General features: G+C 61.0%; 19 protein-coding genes. 11 read left to right on the top strand and 8 right to left on the bottom strand.

What is annotated here, in order from left to right:
* Nucleotides 1–37: 37 nt before the first annotated feature.
* Nucleotides 38–1,219 carry an MFS transporter gene (locus B7L71_RS00680; protein WP_081135182.1) on the bottom strand — a complete coding sequence of 394 codons (1,182 nt, stop codon included), beginning with the start codon at nucleotides 1,217–1,219 and terminating at the stop codon, nucleotides 38–40.
* 305 nt (nucleotides 1,220–1,524) lie between these two features.
* Here B7L71_RS00680 and B7L71_RS00685 point away from each other — a divergent pair, with 305 nt between their 5' ends.
* Both B7L71_RS00685 and B7L71_RS00690 read left to right on the top strand, forming a co-directional pair.
* A complete protein-coding gene (locus B7L71_RS00685; RefSeq protein ID WP_139790010.1) occupies nucleotides 1,525–2,703 on the top strand; it encodes an alcohol dehydrogenase catalytic domain-containing protein in 1,179 nt (392 codons plus the stop codon).
* The gene (locus B7L71_RS00690; RefSeq protein ID WP_016916461.1) at nucleotides 2,700–3,761 is read left to right on the top strand and encodes a proline racemase family protein; all 1,062 of its coding nucleotides are present in this window, start codon (nucleotides 2,700–2,702) and stop codon (nucleotides 3,759–3,761) included. The genes B7L71_RS00685 and B7L71_RS00690 overlap by 4 nt, the downstream gene beginning before the upstream one ends.
* Here the strand turns inward: B7L71_RS00690 and B7L71_RS00695 are convergent.
* Together B7L71_RS00695 and arfB are read right to left on the bottom strand one after the other, a co-directional pair.
* Nucleotides 3,751–3,951 (bottom strand): DUF1289 domain-containing protein, encoded by a 201-nt coding sequence (locus tag B7L71_RS00695; RefSeq protein ID WP_016916462.1) that lies wholly within the window; start codon nucleotides 3,949–3,951, stop codon nucleotides 3,751–3,753. The genes B7L71_RS00690 and B7L71_RS00695 overlap by 11 nt on opposite strands.
* Before the next feature lie 48 nt (nucleotides 3,952–3,999).
* Nucleotides 4,000–4,413 (bottom strand): alternative ribosome rescue aminoacyl-tRNA hydrolase ArfB, encoded by a 414-nt coding sequence (gene arfB, locus B7L71_RS00700; RefSeq protein ID WP_016916463.1) that lies wholly within the window; start codon nucleotides 4,411–4,413, stop codon nucleotides 4,000–4,002.
* A 186-nt stretch (nucleotides 4,414–4,599) separates the two neighbouring features.
* Here arfB and B7L71_RS00705 point away from each other — a divergent pair, with 186 nt between their 5' ends.
* The 4 genes from B7L71_RS00705 to B7L71_RS00720 all read left to right on the top strand — a co-directional run bounded on the left by B7L71_RS00705 (nucleotide 4,600) and on the right by B7L71_RS00720 (nucleotide 9,712).
* Entirely contained in the window at nucleotides 4,600–5,211 is a 612-nt protein-coding gene (locus B7L71_RS00705) for a flavin reductase family protein (protein WP_081135186.1), read from the top strand.
* A gap of 78 nt (nucleotides 5,212–5,289) precedes the next feature.
* Complete coding sequence (locus B7L71_RS00710; protein WP_081135189.1) at nucleotides 5,290–6,456, top strand: ABC transporter substrate-binding protein; 1,167 nt, start codon at nucleotides 5,290–5,292, stop codon at nucleotides 6,454–6,456.
* A 56-nt stretch (nucleotides 6,457–6,512) separates the two neighbouring features.
* A complete protein-coding gene (locus B7L71_RS00715) occupies nucleotides 6,513–8,624 on the top strand; it encodes a methyl-accepting chemotaxis protein (RefSeq protein ID WP_081135191.1) in 2,112 nt (703 codons plus the stop codon).
* 461 nt (nucleotides 8,625–9,085) lie between these two features.
* Nucleotides 9,086–9,712 carry an SDR family oxidoreductase gene (locus tag B7L71_RS00720; protein WP_081135194.1) on the top strand — a complete coding sequence of 209 codons (627 nt, stop codon included), beginning with the start codon at nucleotides 9,086–9,088 and terminating at the stop codon, nucleotides 9,710–9,712.
* Here B7L71_RS00720 and B7L71_RS00725 read toward each other — a convergent pair.
* Nucleotides 9,707–10,504, bottom strand: coding sequence for a DUF1499 domain-containing protein (locus B7L71_RS00725; protein WP_081135197.1), 798 nt, complete (start codon nucleotides 10,502–10,504; stop codon nucleotides 9,707–9,709). The two genes, B7L71_RS00720 and B7L71_RS00725, sit on opposite strands and share 6 nt — an antisense overlap.
* A gap of 106 nt (nucleotides 10,505–10,610) precedes the next feature.
* On the opposite strand from B7L71_RS00725, the gene B7L71_RS00730 reads away from it, so the two are divergent.
* A complete protein-coding gene (locus tag B7L71_RS00730; protein WP_081135200.1) occupies nucleotides 10,611–10,991 on the top strand; it encodes a hypothetical protein in 381 nt (126 codons plus the stop codon).
* 1 nt (nucleotide 10,992) lies between these two features.
* Here the strand turns inward: B7L71_RS00730 and B7L71_RS00735 are convergent, their stop codons facing one another.
* The gene (locus tag B7L71_RS00735; RefSeq protein WP_016916469.1) at nucleotides 10,993–11,205 is read right to left on the bottom strand and encodes a DUF3820 family protein; all 213 of its coding nucleotides are present in this window, start codon (nucleotides 11,203–11,205) and stop codon (nucleotides 10,993–10,995) included.
* 148 nt (nucleotides 11,206–11,353) lie between these two features.
* Between B7L71_RS00735 and mqo the strand changes: the two genes are divergently transcribed.
* Nucleotides 11,354–13,042, top strand: a complete 1,689-nt coding sequence (gene mqo / locus B7L71_RS00740) for a malate dehydrogenase (quinone) (RefSeq protein ID WP_026002011.1) — start codon at nucleotides 11,354–11,356, stop codon at nucleotides 13,040–13,042.
* Between the two features lie 61 nt (nucleotides 13,043–13,103).
* Here the strand turns inward: mqo and B7L71_RS00745 are convergent, their stop codons facing one another.
* Nucleotides 13,104–13,976 (bottom strand): LysR substrate-binding domain-containing protein, encoded by an 873-nt coding sequence (locus tag B7L71_RS00745; protein ID WP_016916471.1) that lies wholly within the window; start codon nucleotides 13,974–13,976, stop codon nucleotides 13,104–13,106.
* Between the two features lie 135 nt (nucleotides 13,977–14,111).
* Between B7L71_RS00745 and B7L71_RS00750 the strand changes: the two genes are divergently transcribed.
* A complete protein-coding gene (locus B7L71_RS00750) occupies nucleotides 14,112–14,537 on the top strand; it encodes a VOC family protein (RefSeq protein WP_081135203.1) in 426 nt (141 codons plus the stop codon).
* A gap of 29 nt (nucleotides 14,538–14,566) precedes the next feature.
* On the opposite strand, the gene B7L71_RS00755 is transcribed toward B7L71_RS00750, so the two are convergent.
* A complete protein-coding gene (locus tag B7L71_RS00755; RefSeq protein ID WP_016916473.1) occupies nucleotides 14,567–15,460 on the bottom strand; it encodes an AraC family transcriptional regulator in 894 nt (297 codons plus the stop codon).
* Between the two features lie 197 nt (nucleotides 15,461–15,657).
* Between B7L71_RS00755 and B7L71_RS00760 the strand changes: the two genes are divergently transcribed.
* Both B7L71_RS00760 and B7L71_RS00765 read left to right on the top strand, forming a co-directional pair.
* Complete coding sequence (locus tag B7L71_RS00760) at nucleotides 15,658–16,719, top strand: NAD(P)-dependent alcohol dehydrogenase (RefSeq protein ID WP_016916474.1); 1,062 nt, start codon at nucleotides 15,658–15,660, stop codon at nucleotides 16,717–16,719.
* Between the two features lie 167 nt (nucleotides 16,720–16,886).
* Nucleotides 16,887–18,548 (top strand): methyl-accepting chemotaxis protein, encoded by a 1,662-nt coding sequence (locus tag B7L71_RS00765; protein WP_081135206.1) that lies wholly within the window; start codon nucleotides 16,887–16,889, stop codon nucleotides 18,546–18,548.
* Between the two features lie 60 nt (nucleotides 18,549–18,608).
* Here B7L71_RS00765 and B7L71_RS00770 read toward each other — a convergent pair whose 3' ends face one another.
* Nucleotides 18,609–19,376 (bottom strand): class I SAM-dependent methyltransferase, encoded by a 768-nt coding sequence (locus tag B7L71_RS00770; RefSeq protein WP_081135209.1) that lies wholly within the window; start codon nucleotides 19,374–19,376, stop codon nucleotides 18,609–18,611.
* Nucleotides 19,377–19,426 lie beyond the last annotated feature (50 nt).

Raw genomic sequence — 19,426 nt, forward strand, 5'->3', positions numbered from 1 at the left:
ACGTTGTCCGAAAATGGGCTGCGTTCGGCCTACGGCGTTAAGGATCGGCAGTAGACTGAGCCAGGATACGCAGGCGTAGCGTCAACAGACAAAGCCCAAGGCCAATCAACAGCCATAGCGAGGCTAGCAGCACGGGAAACGCGCCGGGCCCGGCGGTGTCCAGTAGTGGACCCGTCAGCGAAGGAATGATCAGTGCCCCGCAGCCCGCGGCCGTAAAGATGGCGCCGGTGGTGCGGCCCCGCATCACCATGGTGTGGTTGCACAGCGCAAACAGGGTGGGGAAAAAAGCCGAGGCGGAGAGGCCAAACAGCAGCGCGCCTGGGGCCAATGAAAGCACCCCTGCATGCCAGCCGCCAGCGGCGCTGAGCCCAATGGCCAGGCAGCCGACCAGTACTTGCCAGGGCGCGCACCTGCGCAGTAGCGGAATGGCCAGCAAGCGTCCTGCCGAGAGCGCCAGCCAGAACAGTGTCGCCAGCAGCGTGGCCTGCTCGCCGGACACTCCTGATAGCGCGCCATAGGCCGTCACCCAGCCAGCAAAGGTCACCTCGATGCCCACGTAGAGGGCGAACAACACCATGAAGATGCCCAGCAGCAACGGATCACGATGCTTGTGCTCGCCAATGCTGCTGCTCGGCGAGGAGGGAGCTGGCATGGTGGGGCTGGCAAAGCGTGATAACGGCCACAGCATCCCGGCGACGCAAAGCCCCACCACCCAGAAAGTCCAGTGAAACTGGCCGGTCAGCGACAGCGCTGCCACCATCACCAGCGGGGTCAGCATATTGCCAACGCTGAAGCAGAAGTGCAGCGCGCTCACGTTGGGGCCTGCGGCGTCTCGGTGCAGCCACAGCAATAGCGTATTGCCCCCGGCGTTCAGCGACACTTCAGAAAAGCCTAGCAGCATGAACAGCAGCGCCAGCAACACGAGTAGTGGGCTCAAGGGCGCCAGCGCCAACCCGGCCACGGTGAGTACGCCCATGATGAGCAGCACGCGATGCCCGTTGAAGCGGTCCATCAGCGCTCCGGTGACCAAAGCGCCGCTCATGTTACCTACAGCACGCGCCGTGAACAGCACGGCAATCTGGCTCATGGAAGAGCCGCTGGCGCTGGCCAGGTGGGGCAGGGCAGGCCCCAGCAGCCCGCCAGTCATACCGATAGCGATGAACAGTCCAAAATAGGTCCAGGTCAGGCGGCGATGATAGGCAGAGCTGAAATGAAGCATACCGTTCCTTGGCGGGGGCTGGGAGGTGCCCATGAGGGATGAGCTTGAACCTTTTGGGGGCTGATCACCATTGGCGAAAAGTTGACGCTGCGAGGCAAAGCAAGAGATTGGAGTGGTATGTAAGCGATCCCTCCGCACTGTTGAATCCCGTCGCAACAGGATATCTTGAACCTGGCCCGGCGTTTGTTATTGTCGTGGTATATGCACCGATCAGGAGCCAGCCCATGGCCAATACGGACCGCAGAACCTCACGTGTCACCAACGCTGCCAATGATTCCACCACTTCCTTTTCTATCCCCTCCAGCATGTCGGCCATGCTGCTGACCGGTCATGGCGATGTGGACATGTTGCACTACCGGCAGGACGTGCCCACGCCGCAGCCTGGGGCCGGTCAGGTGCTGGTGCGCGTCACGGCGACCGCGAAGAACAACACTGACCGCAAGGCCCGCGAAGGGCTTTACCCCACCAGGGGCAAGGAGGAGGTCACCTCGTTCGCCATGGGCGGTGCCCCCACCTTGAGCTTTCCGCGTATCCAGGGGGCCGATGTGGTGGGGCACATCGTGGCGGTGGGCGAGGGTGTCGATGCGCAGCGAGTGGGTGAGCGGGGGCTATTGGATTTCAATCTCTACCCGGATGATCGTCGCGACATCAATCTGGTGCCGGATTACTACGGACATGGTGCCGATGGGGGCTTCGCGGAATATATCGTGGTGCCTGCCGACCAGTTTCATCACATCGCCAACCCTGAATTACCAGATGCCCCTCTGGCGGCCATGGGAATGTGCTCCTATCAGACCGCCTACCACATGATGACGGCGGCCAACGTGCGGGCTGGCGAGCGGGTGCTGGTCAGTGGAGCCAGCGGCGGGGTAGGAACGGCGCTGATTCAGCTGTGCCGGATCATCGGCGCCATTCCTTATGCCGTCAGCCAGCCCAGCAAAGCCGATGCCCTATGCGGGCTGGGCGCGCAGGCGGTGATCGACCGAGGCGATTTGCCTACGTTCGTCGAGCGCGTGCTGCAGGCCACCGAAGGGCGGCCCATCGATGCGGTCATGGACCTGGTGGGGGGCGACATGACCGACTTGTTCATCGACACCATGATCAGTGATATGTCGCAGCGCGCCACGTACCCGCGGCTGGCCATCGCTGGTGCCAGCGGTGGCAATCTCAGCGAAGTCATGTGGACACGCATCTACCTGTATCAGGTGCAAATCGTCGGGGTCTCCCATGGCACCCGTGAAGAAGCCGAACAGCTGGTCGCCTGGATTCGCAGCGGCGAGCTGAAGCCGGTGCTGCACGGGACGTTCAAGCTGTCGCAGCTGCACGCGGCGGAGCGCTACTTCGTCAATCGCGGCAGCGACTATCTGGGCAAGATCGTGATCGTGCCCGATGCCCAGTGGGAGGCCCATGGGGCGCCGTTCGCGCTTCAGTCGGCTGATCTTCAATCTGCCGCTCTTCAATCGGAACGGGAGGCTCGCCAGTGAATACCGTGCATACCATCAAGCTGCTGGACACCCACGCGGGGGGCGACGTGAGCCGTATCGTCACCGCCGGGATCGATACGCTGCCGGGCAGCACGGTGCGTCAGCAAATGGAGTATCTGCGTGACGACGCCGATGGCCTCCGGCAGCTACTGCTGGGCGAGCCCTATGGCATTCCGGAAATGTCGGTCGACCTGCTGGTGCCTGCCACCCATCCTGAAGCGGTGGCGGGGTACATCATCATGGAAGTGATGGGCTACCCGATCTACTCAGGCTCCAACACCTTGTGCACGGCCACGGCCGTTCTGGAAATGGGTATCGTGCCCAAGCAGGAGGGGCTTCAGCGCTTCAAGCTGGAAGCCCCGGCAGGCCTGGTGCAGATCGAAGCGCGGGTGCGCAACGGGGTCGTGGAGTCGGTGACCTGTGAAGGCTTGCCCAGCTATATCGACAGCTATCGCGATACTCTTCTGGTGCCGGGCATTGGCGACGTCACCTACTCGGTTGCCTACAGCGGCGGCTTCTATGCGCTGGTCGATGCCGAGGCGCTGGGCTTCAAGCTGGTACGGGACGAAGAGGCCGCGCTGGCGGCCTGTGCCCACAAGATCATCGAGGCCATCCAGGCTCACCGAGGGTTTTCCCACTACACCCTGGGCGATGTGGGGCCGCTGCCCTTTCTACACTTCATGGGGCCTGAAGAGCCGGTGGCGCAGGGCTATGTGCGTTCGCGCTCTGCCACCTACGTGCACCCAGGGGTGATTTGCCGCAGCACCACCGGCACCGGCACCTCGGCACGCTTGGCGCTGATGCATCATGAAGGGCGGCTGGCGCCGGGCGACAAGCTGGAAACCGTCTCGTTGAGAGAAACCGGGTTTATCGGCACCTTTACAGGCACCCACCAGGAAGGTGCCTATCAGGTGGTGGAAAATACCATTACCGGGCGCAGCTATGTGCTGGCCGATTCCACCATCGTGATCAACTGCGACGACCCGATGGTCGCCTGTGGTGAGCTGCACCATATCTTGAGTGATCGGCACGCCCAGCCTGCGCCGGTCAAGGAGTAGCGTCATCGCCGATGTCCAGGTAGCCGGCCTGTTCGATACGCGCCCAAACGGGCGCTTTCTCGGCGTCGCTCATGCTTCCCCAGCAGGCAATCTCATCCAGAGTGCGCCCACAGCCGCTGCACAGGGCCGTCTCGGGGTTCATCTGGCAAATATGGCGGCAGGGTGACACAGGGCGAGGCTGGTTGGGCATGGGGGAGTGGTATCCGGTTCGAAATGGGGGAGGGTTTGCCGGAGGGCGTCACAGCGGCACTTTACCACGCAGCGACTTGATCTTGCCCTTGCGGGTCTTGTGGTCCACCCGCCGCCGCTGGGAGCCTTTGGTGGGCTTGGTGGGGCGGCGCGTTTTCGGCGTGCGGGCCACGCTTTGAATCAACGCCTGCAAGCGGTTCAAGGCGTCTTCCTTGTTCAGCTCCAGCGTGCGAAAGCTCTGCGCCTTGATGATGACCACGCCCTCCTTGCTGATCCGCTGGTCGGACAGCGCCATCAGCCGCTCCTTGTAGGTAGGGGGCAGCGTCGAGCGCGCAATGTCGAAGCGCAGATGCACGGCAGAGGCGACTTTATTGACGTTCTGGCCGCCCGCTCCCTGGGCTCGAATCTGGCTGATATCGATTTCCCAATCGGCCAGCGTGACGCTATTGGAAATAGTGAGCATTCAATTCTCTGGTAACTTATGAACTTACAAGGCTAGCACACTTGACAGCCGCAAGGCTCCACGGCCTGGTAACAGGCGTTCCCTACGACAATGAATACCTCTTATGCAAAGAGAGGTGATTTTTTCTGATGAGTGAGTGGCTTTATGGGCAGCAACGCTGGTCCCATGGCCTGATAAGGAGTCTTCATGGATACCCTGCTGGAAACCTCGCCGCTAAGCGCCGGAACGCTCTATCGCCTGCTGTCGGGCAGTATTTGCCCCAGACCCATTGCCTGGGTGGCCACCCAGGATGGCCAGGGCAACGCCAACCTGGCGCCGTTTTCGTTTTTCAACGTGGCCAGTATCGACCCTCCCATTCTGGCTTTTGCGCCGCTGCTGGATGGCAGCGCCCAGCCCAAGGACACCCTGCGCAACCTGGAAGACGTCGGCGAGTGCGTGGTGCATGTGGGCACCGAAGGCTTGATCGAAGCGCTCAATACCACCAGCGCCAGCCTGCCGCCCCAGGAAGACGAGTTTGCCCTGGCAGGACTGGAAAAGACGGCCATGCCCGGTGTGTGCGTGCCGCGTATTGCGGCGGCGCCCATCGCCTTTGGCTGCCAGCGAGTACAGGTGATCCGCTTCGGAGATCAGCCGCTGGCAGGCAGCCTGATTCTGGTCAAAGTGGTATCGATCCACGCCGATGAGTCCGTCTGGGATGGCCGCCACGTTCACTTGGATGTGCTGCAGCCGGTAGGCCGCCTGGCAGGCAGTGACTATGTCAGAGTCAGCGACCGGTTTGCCCTGAGCCGTCCTGATTAGAAACATCAGTATCTTTAGGCTGTGACTAAAGTCTTAGGCGTTTTGGCCGATGAAAGGCTAAACCCTGAGGATAAAAAAATGAAAATATCACGAGTATTGGTATTGCTGGCCTGGGTGCTGGTGTCGCCCGTGGCGGCAGCGGAGTTGAAAGTAGGTATCGTCGCGCCGCTGAGTGGTGCAGCCGCTCCCTTGGGGGTCGGCATGCAGCAGGGTATCGAGGCCTACTTTGCCAAGGTAAATGCCGAAGGAGGCGTCAACGGACAGTCGCTGGTACTGCAAGCCTTCGACGATCAATACTCGCCGCTACCCGCCGCCGCGCATACCCGGCAGCTGATCAGTGACAGCTCCCTGCTGGCGGCCATCGGTAACGTCGGCACGCCCACTGCTGCCGTGACCATCCCCATCCATAACCAGCACAGCACGCTGCTGTACGGCGCCTTTACCGGCGCGGGTATCTTGCGTCGTTCGCCCCCCGACCGCTATGTGATCAACTACCGAGCAAGCTATGTGCAGGAAACGGCCGCCATGGTGGCGGGGCTACTGGAAGCGGGTATCCAGCCCGAAGAGATCGCCTTTTTCACGCAGAACGACAGCTTTGGTGATGCAGGTTACAATGGCGCGCTGCGCGCCTTGCACGAAGAGGGCTTTACCGACACCTCACAGCTGGCCCACGGCCGTTTTACACGCGGTACCCGCAATGTTCACCAAGGGCTGGCAACCATTCTTCAGGCACCTGTCGTGCCTCGTGCGGTGATCATTGTCGGCACCTTTGGTCCCGCTGCCGATTTTATCCGTGAAGCGCGTCAGGACCTGCCGGATAGCGTGTTTCTGAACGTCTCTTTCGTAGGCAGCCAGGCCCTGCTGGAGGCGCTGGGGCCATTGGCCGAAGGCGTGATCGTGACCCAGGTCGTGCCACCACTGGATGCTGACCTGCCAGCGGTAGAAGAGTACCGCCAGGTGTTGGCAGCGCATGTGCCCGGCAGCGAGCCGGATTTCATCTCGCTGGAGGGATATCTAGCCGCCAAGCTGTTCGTGGAAGGGGTGAAAGCCGCCGGTGAAAACCCGGATAGGCAAGCCATCGTGGAAGGCTTGCTGGGCTTGGGTACCATCGATATTGGCGTGGGTGAGCCGCTGACCTTAGGGCAAGGAGACCATCAGGCCAGTGATGCCGTGTGGGCCACCGTCATTCGTAACGGCCAGTTCGAGCCGGTCGATTGGGCGAGCGTCGCAGCATCCTTTGAATAGCATAACCTCTGACACAGCGAATACCCCTGATGAAAAAGACGATAAGCATACGAGCCATGCTCATTAGCCTATTCGCGGCCGCCGTTTTGGGCGCGGTGGTACTGGCAGGCACTGGCTGGATGACCAATCAGCGGTTGATCAACGTCCAGCACCTGATCACCAGCGATGTACTTCCTTTGCAGGATGCCAGCCGCAGCATGGTGCTGACCATGGGCGCGTTTGGTCAGCGCCATGCCGACCTGCTGGCGGCCGACAGCGTGGAAGAGCTGGACAGCGTGACGTCGCGTAGTGCGTTGAACGAACGCTTTGCCAGCGCACGAGATGGATTGGAGCGCAGTAGCCAATCGGCGCTATCGAGCCAGCTGAGTGCGCTGGATACCCACTATCAGAGTTTGCTGGCGGGTGATGAAACACTGGAAGGGGTACGGCGTGACGTCTTGAGCCTGTCTGCACAAATGGCGGAGCAGCTGCAGAGGATGCAGACCGCCATCACCACGGTGATGCACAGCGCTGAAGACATTGCCGGCCGCACGGCGCTGGCGCAGGTTCGTGAAGAGCGTCGTCAGCGTGAGCTGATGGAAGCCTGGCGTGAAGAGGGCACGACCACGCTACCCACGCAGCTGCTGGATACCATGTTCGCCTCTAGGGTGGACATTGGTCGCTTGAGCGGTAATGCGCGTATGGCGCTGGCCACCTTGTCAGATCTGGGGCGCCAGATGAGGCAGGTGGAGAGTGTGGATGCGCTGGTCAATTTGCGTACCAATGAAATCGCCCAGCAGGTGACGCTGGCGCGCCAGTCGCTGGCCGCCATCGCGGAGGCGCCGAGTACTACCGTCGAACAGCGTGCGCTGATCGGTGAGCTGGACTCGGTGATTGCTGACCTGAACGCGCTGATGGTGGAAGATGCCAACTCCGTTTACGCATTGCGTCAACAGCAGCTTGCCCAACGGGAGCAGGTACAGACGGCTCTCACGAGCGTTGCGCAGGCGTCCAGCGAGATGCGCGACGTGCTGAACGATATCGAATCCTACACCGTCGAGCGTGCCGCCAGTGCCAGCAGCGAAGCGGAAACGTTGGCCAACGCTGGCCGTACGCTGCTAGTGATGGTCACGTTGGCCGTCATCAGCGTGCTGGCCATTTTTGGTTGGCGCACGCTGGTGCGGGTACTGGGTCCGTTGGTCGCCATGCGCCGTCAAATGGAAAGCATCAGCGGTGCTGCGGGTGAAAATGCCGACCTCTCCATGCGTCTGGCGCTGGCCCACAATGATGAAGCAGGGCAAACCGCCCAGGCGTTCAATCAGATGATGGACACCTTCGAAGCCATGGTGGCGCAGATTCGTGAAAGTGCCGAAGCCATTGCTGCCAGTAGCCGCCAGATTGCTGCTGGCAACGAGAACCTGTCTCAGCGTACCGACCAGCAGGCGGCTTCGTTGGCAGAAACCGCGTCCAGCCTCGAACAGATTACCGCCACGGTCAAACAGACGGCGGACTACGCCGACCAGGCCAAGGATGCCAGCACCAACGTCGATGGCCGGGCGCGCTCAGCCGGGGATGTGGCCCAGCGTACCACTGCAGCCATGAGCGACATCCGCCAGGCCAGCGAGAAAATCACCTCGATCATCAAGGCCATCGACGATATCGCCTTCCAGACCAACCTGCTGGCCCTGAATGCGTCGGTCGAGGCGGCCCGCGCGGGAGAACAAGGGCGTGGGTTTGCGGTGGTCGCCCAGGAAGTTCGCAAGCTGGCAGGGCGCAGCGCCGAAGAGGCCGCCCAGATTCGCCATCTGGTTGACGACAGCGTGCAAAAAGTCAGCGAGGGTGAGCAGCTGGTGACGGCTTCCAGCCAGCACCTGCAGGAGATCATCGACAGCCTGACGGAGGTGACCCGCTATGTCACTGAAATTGCCGATGCCACCAAAGAGCAGTCGGCGGGTATCGATCAGATCAATCAGGCGATTTCGCAGCTGGATCAGGTGACTCACCAGAACGCGCGCCTGGTTCAGGAGGCCACCACGGCAAGCCACACGCTGGATGAGCGTGCGGGTGACATGCACTCCCTGGTCAGCCGCTTTCAGGTGAGCCACGATGCCGGGCGTCCGCCTGTAGCGCTGCCCTCGCAGTCTCGGTCTCAACTACAGCCACAGCCACAGCCCGCCCGCTTGAAATAGCCGGTTCTCCACGGCCCCTTCCTCGACAGCGAACGCCCCAGCGTTCGCTGTTTGCATGTCAAACGGTTGAACTTTAACGCGCTTGCCTACACTGATCAAATTGCGCGTCAAACCTCGGCCTTTTAGGCCGGGGAAGGATAGCGCGGCATCTCCTGGATGCCTTTGCTGACGTTTTGTACAGTGCTATACTACTCATGTCGACACGACCTACCGAGGGGCACTCGGAAAGTTACGTCTGTGGAGACGGCGTGAGACCTGGGGGATAGGCGTTGGTTCGTCACCGTAAAAATCCCCACCGGGACGTTACGGCGATAACCAAGCCATTCCCTCGGGCAGCTGTCCTTGAAGCAGAAACCAGGAAGGTAACAACCTGGGAATCCCCTTCCTTTCCGCCGTAGGCGGCAGCGCAAGTTGAGGGAGGGGAGGATGTCAAAAGGAGTGACCAAAGACGAGGAGGCAAGATGACGACGCTAGTGATAGGTGCCAATGGCCAAATTGGTCAACAGTTTTGTGCTCTGGCCAAACAGGCAGGCACGCCCATCAAGGCGATGATCCGTCATCAGGAGCAGGCGGCATGGTTTGAAGAGCGCGGCATTCCCACCGTCATCGCCGACCTGGAAGGTGAGCTGGAGCATGCCTTCGAAGGGTGCGACCAGGTCGTGTTCACCGCAGGATCCGGGCCGCATACCGGGCCGGACAAAACCCTGTTGATCGACCTGTTCGGCGCCATCCGCGCGGCGGATATCGCCAGCCAGCGCGGGCTGTCACGCTATATCATGGTCAGTGCGCTGCGCGCTGAAAAACCTCTGGAAGCCCCGCAGAACATGCGCCCCTATATGGCGGCCAAGTTCGCTGCCGATGCGCACCTGCGCCGTAGCAATATCTCCTACGTGATTCTCAAGCCGGGGCGGCTCACCGATGATGCCCCCAGCCACAAGTTTGCCAGTAGTGTCGAAGAAGCCGGTGATAATCGCATCTCGCGTGCCAATGTCGCCCATGCCCTGCTGAGAGTCGTGCAGACTCCCTCGATCATTGACCGCGACATCACCCTGCTGGATGGCAAGCGGCCCATCGATACGTTGCTATAGCGTGCCACCCAAGCGTTCACGCAGGTCGGCCATGAAGGTCTCGATGCGCAGTGCGTTGGTGCCCACGTCGCTGGCGCCCAGGCGAGAGGCCGAACGCATGTCCACTTGCGTGCCCGAAGCCAGTTCGGTCAAGCGAATCACCACATCGTCCTCGAAGCCAAACCAGCGAGTAGTGGCTGTGGCCTCCAGCCGGTCTGAGGAGATGTCGGCAATCTGCCAGCCCGCAGCCTCGACTTCCGCCTGTACCGCCGCCAGCACAGTAGTGGCGTCAGCCTCCACCTGCAGCGGCTGAATCTGAGGGTAGGCGGCCTGCTGCTGCCGTGCCGTGGCTTCGCCCGGGTAGTCGACAGCATTGGGGGCAGCCTCGCGGGCTTCACGAAGGGCCAAAAAAGCCGGTGGGTTCTGTGTATCGGTGGTGATGTCATGTATGACAGGTGCCTGCTGGGCACGTTGCCACTGCTGCCAAGGTAAATAAAGCAGTGCCGCCGTGGCCAGCAGGACGAGCAGTGCCGCGCTGGCGGTGCCTGCCCGTCTAGTGACGGCACTGATGAGCAGCGCCAGCACGCTCAAGGCCAGCGCGGCCATGGCCGTGAACACGCCATTGCGCAGCAACGTAAATGCCTCGCCCAGCCCTACCCATTGCCAGCGATATGCCGGGCCAGCGACGGCCATCATGGCCACGGCCGCCAACAGCGCCACCAGGCTCAGCCAGACCAGCGCGCTGGGCCAGCGGCTTTTGTTGCGTGTACGGTTGAATGATCTGGTGGATGTTCTTGTGAATGTTCTGGTCATCCCTTTCCCCTTGGCAACATGACGTGTCTGCCCAGCATAGCCAGCGATGTGGTAGCGTGGCTACTTTTCCCGCCTGATCCAGGATGCCGCCATGAGGGACGCTGACATGCACTCACCCAGACACTCTCCATCGGAGGTGACCGCCACGCAGGCAACGGCTTTGCTCGCCTGCCGAGTGCGCGCGCTGCTCGAGCAAGCGCCTCGGCAGGCCCTGCCCATGACCTACCAGCAAGTGGCGGCTGCCCTGGGGCTCACCCCGCCGGGCACCATTGCGCAAGTGGCCAATGCGCTTGAATGGCTCATGGAGGAGGACGTGGCGGCAGGGCGGCCTCTGGTCGCGGCGTTGGTCATCAGTCGGCGTGGCGAGGATCGTCCGGCCCGCGGATTTTTCGAAAAAGCCGTGGCGCTGGGACGCTTTCCGCAGGACCCCACGGCCCATGCACAGCACTACCTGGCCGAGCGCGAGGAGGCCATGAATCGCCGTTGACTCACGCCTTGCGCAGCGGGTCGAGCAGGCCACTCAGGCCGTTATGGTCGATTTCATGCATCAAGTGCAGCAAGTGGCCAATCTCCCCGGTGGGAAAGCCCTCCCGGGCAAACCAGTTGAGGTAGGGGCCCGGTAAATCAGCTATCAGCCATCCTTCGTACTTACCAAAGGGCATTTTGCGTGAGACCAGCTTTTCGAGGTCTTCGGGTTTCATACGTTAATTCCTTTCATTCTCATTTAAGCGTTCTTTTATGTTTCCGCGCCCGCGGTTTTTTGTTAGACTTTCGTCGACAATATACCCCCCCTCGACGCTGGGCGCTCACTGCTCCGGCACGTCATTTCTGTATCGTCAGGGACATGACATGCAAAAACGTTTAAGTCTTTTACTCTGCTCGCCGCTGCTGGCGCTTGCAGCAATGCCCGTGTCGGCCGATGAACCGGTCGATGTCCTGCTGATTGGTGGCGGCATCATGAGCGCCACGCTGGGCACCTATCTCCAGGAGCTGGAGCCGGAGTGGAGCATACACCTCTACGAACGGCTGGACGAAGTCGCCGCTGAAAGCTCCAACGGCTGGAACAACGCCGGTACCGGGCACTCGGCTTTCTGCGAAATGAACTATACCCCCGAGCAACCTGACGGCAGCGTGGCCATCGAGCGTGCGGTCAACGTGACCGAACAGTTCGAGGTGTCTCGCCAGTTCTGGGCGCACCAGGTGGACCGTGGCATGCTCGGCGAGCCAGGCTCGTTCATCAACACCTCTCCCCATTTGAGCCTGGTATGGGGTGAAGACGACGTGGCGTTCCTGCGCGAGCGTCACGCCACCATGGTACAGAACCCACTCTACGCCGGGATGGAATACTCCGAAGATTGGCAGGAGCTGGCCGAGTGGATGCCGCTGGTCATGGCCGGTCGCGAGAACGACGGCACCCCGGTGGCAGCAACGCGCATGCAGATGGGCACCGAGGTGAACTACGGTGCACAAACGCGCCAGATGATCGAGTCTCTGGCCCAGGGCGACAACTTCACGCTGGGTCTGAACAGCGAAGTGCGCGGCTTCGAGCGCAATGACGACGATACCTGGCAGGTTCGTATCGCCGATTTGGCCAGCGGTGATGAGTTCACCGTCGATGCGCGTTTCGTCTTCATCGGTGCGGGCGGTGCGGCGCTGCCGCTGCTGCAGGAAACCGGCATTCCTGAAGTGGAAGGCTACGGCGGCTTCCCGGTGGGCGGCCAGTTCCTCTACACCACCAACCCGGACGTTGTGTCTCAGCACTTGGTGAAAGTGTATGGCAAGGCCGGTGAAGGCTCACCGCCCATGTCGGTGCCTCACCTGGACATCCGCTATCTGGACGGTGAACCCGCGCTGTTCTTTGGCCCGTTTGCCACGTTCTCCAGCAAGTTCCTGAAAGAGGGCTCCTGGACCGACCTGTTCGGCTCCATGACGCTGAACAACACCTGGCCGATGATGCAGGTCGGGGTCGATAACTTTGATCTCGTGCGCTATCTGGTCAGCCAGGTGATGATGTCGGAAGAAGATCGTTTCGAAGCCCTGCAGGACTTCTACCCGGAAGCCAACCCCGATGACTGGTCGCTGTGGACAGCGGGCCAACGCGTGCAGATCATTCGTGACGATGAAGAGCAGGGCGGTGTGCTGCAGTTTGGTACCGAAATCATCAGCTCTGCCGATGGCAGCATGTCGGCGCTGCTGGGTGCCTCGCCTGGCGCTTCCACCGCTCCGTCGATCATGCTGAACCTGCTGGGGCGTGTGTTCCCCGAACAGGTAGCTAGCGAGGAGTGGCAGTCTACCCTGACCGCTATCGTGCCGTCCTACGGCCAGAAACTGGCGGAAAATCCGGAGCTGCTGCGTGACGTGCGTGCCTATACGGCACAAACCCTGCAGCTTGACGAGCCCATGAACCTGCAGGCGGGTGATGCCGTCGAGGCCAGTGACGTCGAAGAGGCCGCTGACGAGGCGGAGCAGGAAGCCGAGCCCGCTGACGAAGCGGAAGCTCAGGACAGCGAGCAGGAAGAAGAGGTAACGCAGGCGTAAGTACAACGCCTGTCGTTGGTCGATACAACGCCAGCCTTCGGGCTGGCGTTGTGCGTTTTATTCAGCCCTGGGGTGCGTATTCCATCAGTAACACGGTCAGGGCGCGGGCGGCCTCGTGGCCTGGGCTATCGCCGCGATACACCACTCCGATGTCCCGGTGAAAGGTGTGCTCATCGAGGCTGACTGCCCTGATGCCGCTGGGCCAGTGGTCGAGGGCACGAGGCTCTGGCACCAGCGCCACGCCCACGCCGTTGGCCACCAGCCGAACGATGGCATCCAGCTCATCGACTTCACACACATCGCGCACCTGGCAGTGCTGATCGCGCAAGAAGCGCTCGACCTGCCGCCCCCCAAAGGATGTCCGGTCGTAACGCACGAACGGATGACGCTCCAGCAATGCTCGCCAATCGCTCCCTGACCAGCCCTGCGGTACCAACAGGCGAAAGGGTTCATGGGCCAGTGGCTGCCAGCGCAGGTCGCTATGCAGCGAGAAAGGCGGCCGAATGATCACGGCCATGTCGAGCTCTCCTGCGTCCACTTGGCTCATCAGCCCCAGTGACAGCCCAGGGACCACCCGGCTGCGGCAGTGGGGAAAGTGACGGTGAAAATGTGCCAGCACGTCCGGCAGCAGCGTACGTTGATACGAGGCAATGGCGCCTAGCGTGATGAGCGTGCCGGGTGCCTGGTCGGTGCCTGCTGCTCCCAGCGTTCGGTACAGCGCCAGCAGGGCGCGGGCTTGCTGCAGGGTGGCCTGGCCCTGCGAGGTGAGGACGGCATTGCGACCGCTGCGCTCGAACAGTGTGACCCCCAGCTCCGCTTCCAGGCGCTTCATCTGGGCGCTGACGGCCGCCTGGGTCAGCCCGGTCTGCTGTCCGGCAGCGGCAAAAGTGCCGTGCTGGGCCACGGCGACAAGCGTTTTAAGCTCACGAATCATGATCGGTAACTCATCAATATTTTTTGTGAGTTTATCAAAAAACAATTGATTTTATTTTTGCATGGCGGCTTTTAGGATGGCTGAACCAACCCTAAACGCAGCACATCGCGGCATACCCGATAACAGGAGCTTCTCATGAGCCTTTCCCCTTTCCACCTGGCAATCCCCGTTTACGATGTGCCGCTGGCACGCGCTTTCTACAACGATGTCTTTGGTCTGGAAGAGGGGCGCTCCAGTGACCACTGGGTGGATTTCAACTTCTTTGGCCACCAGCTGGTGATTCACGAGCATCCCAAGACGCCTGGGCAGGAAAGCGCGCATACCAACCCGGTGGATGGCCACAATGTGCCGGTACCGCATTTTGGTGTCATCCTGGAGTGGGATGAGTGGGAAACGCTGGCCGAGCGCCTGAAAGCCCGCGATACCGATTTCGTGATCGAGCCCTATATCCGCTTCAAGGGAGAAGTGGGTGAACAGGCCACCATGTTCCTGCTCGACCCCTGCGGCAATGCGCTGGAGTTCAAGGCGTTCAAGGACAAGAGCCAGATTTTTGCCAAATAAGCGCACTTGGGTCGCCGACAGGGCGCTTGTCAGGCGCCCATGGCCTGCTCCTGTCGGCGATGCTGTAGCGGTGGCTCGCCAAAGTAACGCTTATAGTCGCGGCTGAACTGAGGCACGCTGCGGTAGCCGACGGCCAGGGCGGTCTGGTTGACGTTATGACGGTCCTGCCGCAATAGCTGCTGAGCCTTCAATAGCCGCAGCCGCTTCACGTACTGCGCTGGGGAAGCCCGGGTGATCTGCTTGAAGTGCTGATGAAAGGTCGAGACGCTCATGTTGGCCTGCTGGGCCAGCTGTTCCACCGAAAACGGATCGGCAAAATGAGCATGCAGGTGGGAAAGCACCTGCACGATTCTCGCATAGTGGCCATGGCCGCTGACCAGCGCGCGTAGCGCTTGCCCCTGCTCCCCCTTGAGCGCTTCGAACACCACATCACGTATACGCGCTGCCCCCATGATGCGGCACTCCACTTCGTCGTGCAGGGTGTGAGCAAGCCGCAGAACCGCAGCCTGCATGCCTTCGTTCATGGCCACCGAGGCCATGGGTCTGGGGGTTTTTACGAGCGGCCCTTGTTCGCCCATGGCGGTGACCAGCTCGTTGAGCAGCGCGGGGTCCAGAGAGACCGAAATACCCAGCAGCGGCGCCTCTTCGGAGCCGTGTGTTTCGCACTCGAAAGGCAGCGGCAGGGTCTGAACGAGATAGTGTCCAGGGTTGTAGTGAATCTCGCGGTCACCCAGGTAACCGATCTTTCGCCCTTGGGCAATGATCGTCAGCCCCGGTTCGTACATGAGCGGGGTGCGCGGCTGATGCCGTTTCAGGTACAGCAGGCTGACCCGTGGCAGAGCCGAGGCGTTCATTCCTTCCCGTCGAATCAAGGGAAAAAGGCACTGAGCGAGGGCGTTGCCCGCAGCGGTGTTGGTGGCCATGGGGGCTCCATAGGCGAGACTGTCATCAGTTTGTTTAGGACAATTGTGACTTTTTTGCGCGCGTTTTTGTTATTTTATTACGCCTTTATGGAGAAATAGGCAAAAAAATCGGAGCTTCGTTCATCGCTAACCGCGGCGGTACGGCCAATAATGGAGACTTCTCTCGCATGGGCGGGATGCCTTACCAAGGAGTTTCCATGAGCCAGGCAAAATCGTACGCCGCGTTTTCCGCCGACAAACCCCTCGCGCCGTTTACCTTCGAGCGTCGTTCGCCGCGTGCCGACGACGTTGCCATCGAGATTCTTTACTGTGGCGTATGCCACAGCGACCTGCACTTTGCGCGTAACGACTGGGGCATGAGCCAATACCCCGTCGTGCCCGGCCACGAGATCGTCGGCCGCGTGACCGCCGTGGGCAGCGACGTCAGCCGCTTCCAGGTAGGCGATCTGGTAGGAGTGGGCTGTATGGTCGATTCCTGCCGTACCTGTTCGGCCTGCCAGGAGGGCGTAGAGCAATACTGCCTGGAAGGCTTCACCATGACCTACGGTAGCCCCGATCGTCAGGACGGCACCCTGACCCAAGGCGGCTATTCCGATGCCATCGTGGTGAGCGAGCATTTCGTGCTCAAGATGCCTGACGGTATCGATCTGGCCTCGGCTGCGCCTATCCTGTGCGCCGGTATCACTACCTACTCACCGCTGAAGCATTTCGGGGTAGGTAAAGGGCACAAGATCGGGGTGATTGGCATGGGTGGCCTGGGCCATATGGGCGTGAAGCTGGCCAAGGCGCTGGGCGCAGAAGTCACGGTATTTACCCGTTCCGACGCCAAGGTAGAGGAAGCCAAGCGAAACGGTGCTGACCACGTGGTGGTGTCCAGCGACCCGGCGCAAATGGAGGCCGTGGCAGAAACCTACGACTTCATGCTGGATACCGTGCCGGTACAGCATGACCTCAACCCCTATCTGGCCGCGCTCAAGTACAACGGGACGCATATCATCGTCGGGCTGCTGGAGCCCATCGAGCCGACCATCGAAGCGTTCAATCTGGTCTTCAAACGCCGCGTGGTGGCTGGTTCACTGATCGGCGGGATTGCCGAAACGGAAGAGCTTTTGCAGCTGTGTGCCGACCAGAACATCACCTGTGATATCGAAATGCTGGATATTAACGACATCAACGAAGGTTTCGAGCGCATGGAAAAAGGTGACGTGCGTTACCGCTTCGTGATCGATATGGCCACGTTGAAAAACACACCCGCTTAAGTGGCCTTCTCTGGATACAGCCCGCTCCTGTTGGAGTGGGCTTTTTTGTTTATCGCATAGATGAAAATGGTTGATACATAAGTCGTAGAGGTGCCGTTTTTTCACGTAGATTGTTTTACTCTGCGCTTGAGCAGCGCCATAACAAATAAGCACAAGGGAACTCACTCATGAAGCATCTCTCGATAAAATGGAGCCTGACGGCTGCCCTCGCGGTGCTGGTGGTGATGATTGGCCTGATTAGTGGGCTGGGTTTTTACGCCAATACCAACAGCGGCCAGGCACTTGCCGAAATCAACAATACCAACGTCAGGCTGGTCAATCTGGCCAACCGAATGCAGGTCAACGCGTTACGGGCGCAGACCTTTCTCGACCGCTCGGCTAGCTTCAGCACCATGGGCAACCCTGAAAGAGGCCAGGAAAGCCTGGAGCAGGCGGCCGAAGCAACGTTGGCGGCCCAGCGCTATTTTGAAGAATTCTCTGCCGTTGCCGTGGACCCAGCAAGTGAGCTGGCCCGCCACAGTGAAGCGGTGAGCGAAGCCTACCAGGTCTTTGTAGTGGAAGGGCTGGAGCCCTTGTTGAATGCGCCGCCGTTCCAAATCCAGCGCCGCCAGGTCGCACTTGGCGAGCAGAGTGCGGCGCTGGACAGCGCCATGGGTAACTTTGTGGCCTATACCGAGTCGCGTGGTCAGCAGGTGATGCAGCAGGTGGAGCGAGTAGCGACCTGGGTCGGTGCCATTGCCATTGGCCTGCTGCTGTTCTCACTGGTAGCGGCGCTGGTCATTCGTATTGCCATGGTACGAGGGGTGGTCACTCCGTTGCGCCAGGCGCTCGACCACTTTGCGCGTATTGCCGATGGCGACCTGACCGGCCGCATCGAAGACCGCGGTCGTAACGAGATCGGTCAGCTGTTCATTGGGCTGGCCGCCATGCAGGAAAAGCTCAAGACGCTGGTCCTCTCCCTGCGCAGCAGCAGTGAACACGTTTACAGCGGCGCCAGCGAGATTTCCACGGGCAGCCAGGATCTCTCCTCGCGTACCGAGCAGCAGGCCGCTGCGCTTCAGCAAACCGCGTCCAGCATGGAGCAGATGGCGACCACGGTGGGCACCAACGCAGATATCGCCCAGCAGGCCGACCAGCTCTCCGTGGCAGCCTCGCAATCGGCCGAACGCAGCGGTGAGGAGGTCGAGCGGACCGTGCAGCTGATGCGCGAGATTGCCGCCAGTGCCGACAGGGTGAACGATATCATTGGCGTGATCGACTCGATTGCCTTCCAGACCAATATCCTGGCGCTGAATGCCTCTGTGGAGGCGGCCCGAGCCGGTGAGCAGGGACGCGGCTTTGCCGTGGTGGCCAGTGAGGTGCGTTCTCTCGCCACCCGCAGTGCTGAGTCGGCCAAGGAGATTCGCGGCCTCATCGAGCAAACCACGACGCAAATCACCAGCGGTGCCAGTCAGGCCGAACGTAGCGGGCAAACCATCTATCAGACGGTGGACGCCATTCGTCAGGTCACCACGCTGGTGGGTGAAATTTCCACGGCAACCCGTGAGCAGAGCGGAGGGATCGAGCAGATCAATGCGGCGTTGACTGAAATGGATTCGGTGACCCAGCAGAACGCGGCGCTCGTCCAGGAAACCAGCGCGGCGGCCACGGCCCTGGAGGGCCAGGCCAGCGGCCTGGCAGAATTGATCTCCACCTTCCGGCTGGCCGCTGGCGAGCAGCTGTCGCCTGCGCCGCAGGAGCCAGCGCCCGCCCTGACTCGGCAAGCGGCAGGGCAGACGCCTACGGCCAAATCTACCCGGTCACAGCAGGACGAGTGGAACGAGTTCTAGGCAAAGGGAAGCGCTATCACGCCCCTTGAGTGCTCAATGCGCTCAAGGGGCGTCGTTCATTCAGGCGTGGGCCACCACGCGCAGGCGCACGTAGTCGGCGGTCCAGTTGCCGTGCCCATCGCTCAGACTGTGCGACAGCAGGTTGACGGTATGATCGAACACGGCGTCTCTCAGGTCATCATCCAGGCCGTGAAAGAACGGGCTGGCAAAGGTGTCCAACCAGTTGGCCATGCCTTTGGGCAGTGGCGTAGGGCGCGGGATGAGTTCGATGTTGTCGATTCGAAACCCCACGGTTTGCAGCAGGTTGGCGTAATCCTCTGCCGTCGGGAAATACCACGGGTGACGCCCTTTGGAGCTGATCCCACGGAACTGCAGCGAGGCAATCAGCGCGGTGCAAATGGCCGCCACGTTACCGTGTCCACCAAACTCGGCCACAAAGCGCCCCCCGGGCTTGAGGGCCCGCTTGACGCCGGCCAGCACGGCCTGAGGGTCGAGCATCCAGTGCAGGGCGGCATTGCTGAAAACCGCATCGAACTCGTGGTCGAAAGGCAGCTGGTGACCATCGACTACCCTGGCCGTTACGCCGCGCTGCTGCGCTGCTTCGACCATTTCCGCCGACGCATCGACGCCCAGCACGGTCGCGCCCAGCTGCATGATGCGCTCGCTCAATACGCCATCACCGCAGCCCAGGTCCAGAATGCGCTCACCCGGCTGAGGAGAGAGCAGTTTGAGCACCTCGTGGCCCAGCTTGGGCACGAAAGGTGCGTTTTCCGCGTACTGGCTAGCATTCCATGCTTGCCCAGGCGGTGTATGTGAGGCGTTTGTCATGGCGGCATCCTGTCTTCGTTATTCAGTGGTACGATTATTCAGAGTGAAAC

It is taken from the genome of Halomonas sp. BC2 (genome assembly GCF_002078115.1).
Lineage (GTDB): Bacteria > Pseudomonadota > Gammaproteobacteria > Pseudomonadales > Halomonadaceae > Vreelandella > Vreelandella stevensii.

What these genes read in the sequence shown, in the direction of transcription:
- B7L71_RS00680 (WP_081135182.1), bottom strand. Translation starts at nt 1,219, where the DNA reads ATGCTTCATTTCAGCTCTGCCTATCATCGCCGCCTGACCTGGACCTAT.
- B7L71_RS00685 (WP_139790010.1), top strand. Translation starts at nt 1,525, where the DNA reads ATGTCGGCCATGCTGCTGACCGGTCATGGCGATGTGGACATGTTGCAC.
- B7L71_RS00695 (WP_016916462.1), bottom strand. Translation starts at nt 3,951, where the DNA reads ATGCCCAACCAGCCTCGCCCTGTGTCACCCTGCCGCCATATTTGCCAG.
- arfB (WP_016916463.1), bottom strand. Translation starts at nt 4,413, where the DNA reads ATGCTCACTATTTCCAATAGCGTCACGCTGGCCGATTGGGAAATCGAT.
- B7L71_RS00705 (WP_081135186.1), top strand. Translation starts at nt 4,600, where the DNA reads ATGGATACCCTGCTGGAAACCTCGCCGCTAAGCGCCGGAACGCTCTAT.
- B7L71_RS00710 (WP_081135189.1), top strand. Translation starts at nt 5,290, where the DNA reads ATGAAAATATCACGAGTATTGGTATTGCTGGCCTGGGTGCTGGTGTCG.
- B7L71_RS00715 (WP_081135191.1), top strand. Translation starts at nt 6,513, where the DNA reads ATGCTCATTAGCCTATTCGCGGCCGCCGTTTTGGGCGCGGTGGTACTG.
- B7L71_RS00720 (WP_081135194.1), top strand. Translation starts at nt 9,086, where the DNA reads ATGACGACGCTAGTGATAGGTGCCAATGGCCAAATTGGTCAACAGTTT.
- B7L71_RS00725 (WP_081135197.1), bottom strand. Translation starts at nt 10,504, where the DNA reads ATGACCAGAACATTCACAAGAACATCCACCAGATCATTCAACCGTACA.
- B7L71_RS00730 (WP_081135200.1), top strand. Translation starts at nt 10,611, where the DNA reads ATGCACTCACCCAGACACTCTCCATCGGAGGTGACCGCCACGCAGGCA.
- B7L71_RS00735 (WP_016916469.1), bottom strand. Translation starts at nt 11,205, where the DNA reads ATGAAACCCGAAGACCTCGAAAAGCTGGTCTCACGCAAAATGCCCTTT.
- mqo (WP_026002011.1), top strand. Translation starts at nt 11,354, where the DNA reads ATGCAAAAACGTTTAAGTCTTTTACTCTGCTCGCCGCTGCTGGCGCTT.
- B7L71_RS00745 (WP_016916471.1), bottom strand. Translation starts at nt 13,976, where the DNA reads ATGATTCGTGAGCTTAAAACGCTTGTCGCCGTGGCCCAGCACGGCACT.
- B7L71_RS00750 (WP_081135203.1), top strand. Translation starts at nt 14,112, where the DNA reads ATGAGCCTTTCCCCTTTCCACCTGGCAATCCCCGTTTACGATGTGCCG.
- B7L71_RS00755 (WP_016916473.1), bottom strand. Translation starts at nt 15,460, where the DNA reads ATGGCCACCAACACCGCTGCGGGCAACGCCCTCGCTCAGTGCCTTTTT.
- B7L71_RS00760 (WP_016916474.1), top strand. Translation starts at nt 15,658, where the DNA reads ATGAGCCAGGCAAAATCGTACGCCGCGTTTTCCGCCGACAAACCCCTC.
- B7L71_RS00765 (WP_081135206.1), top strand. Translation starts at nt 16,887, where the DNA reads ATGAAGCATCTCTCGATAAAATGGAGCCTGACGGCTGCCCTCGCGGTG.
- B7L71_RS00770 (WP_081135209.1), bottom strand. Translation starts at nt 19,376, where the DNA reads ATGACAAACGCCTCACATACACCGCCTGGGCAAGCATGGAATGCTAGC.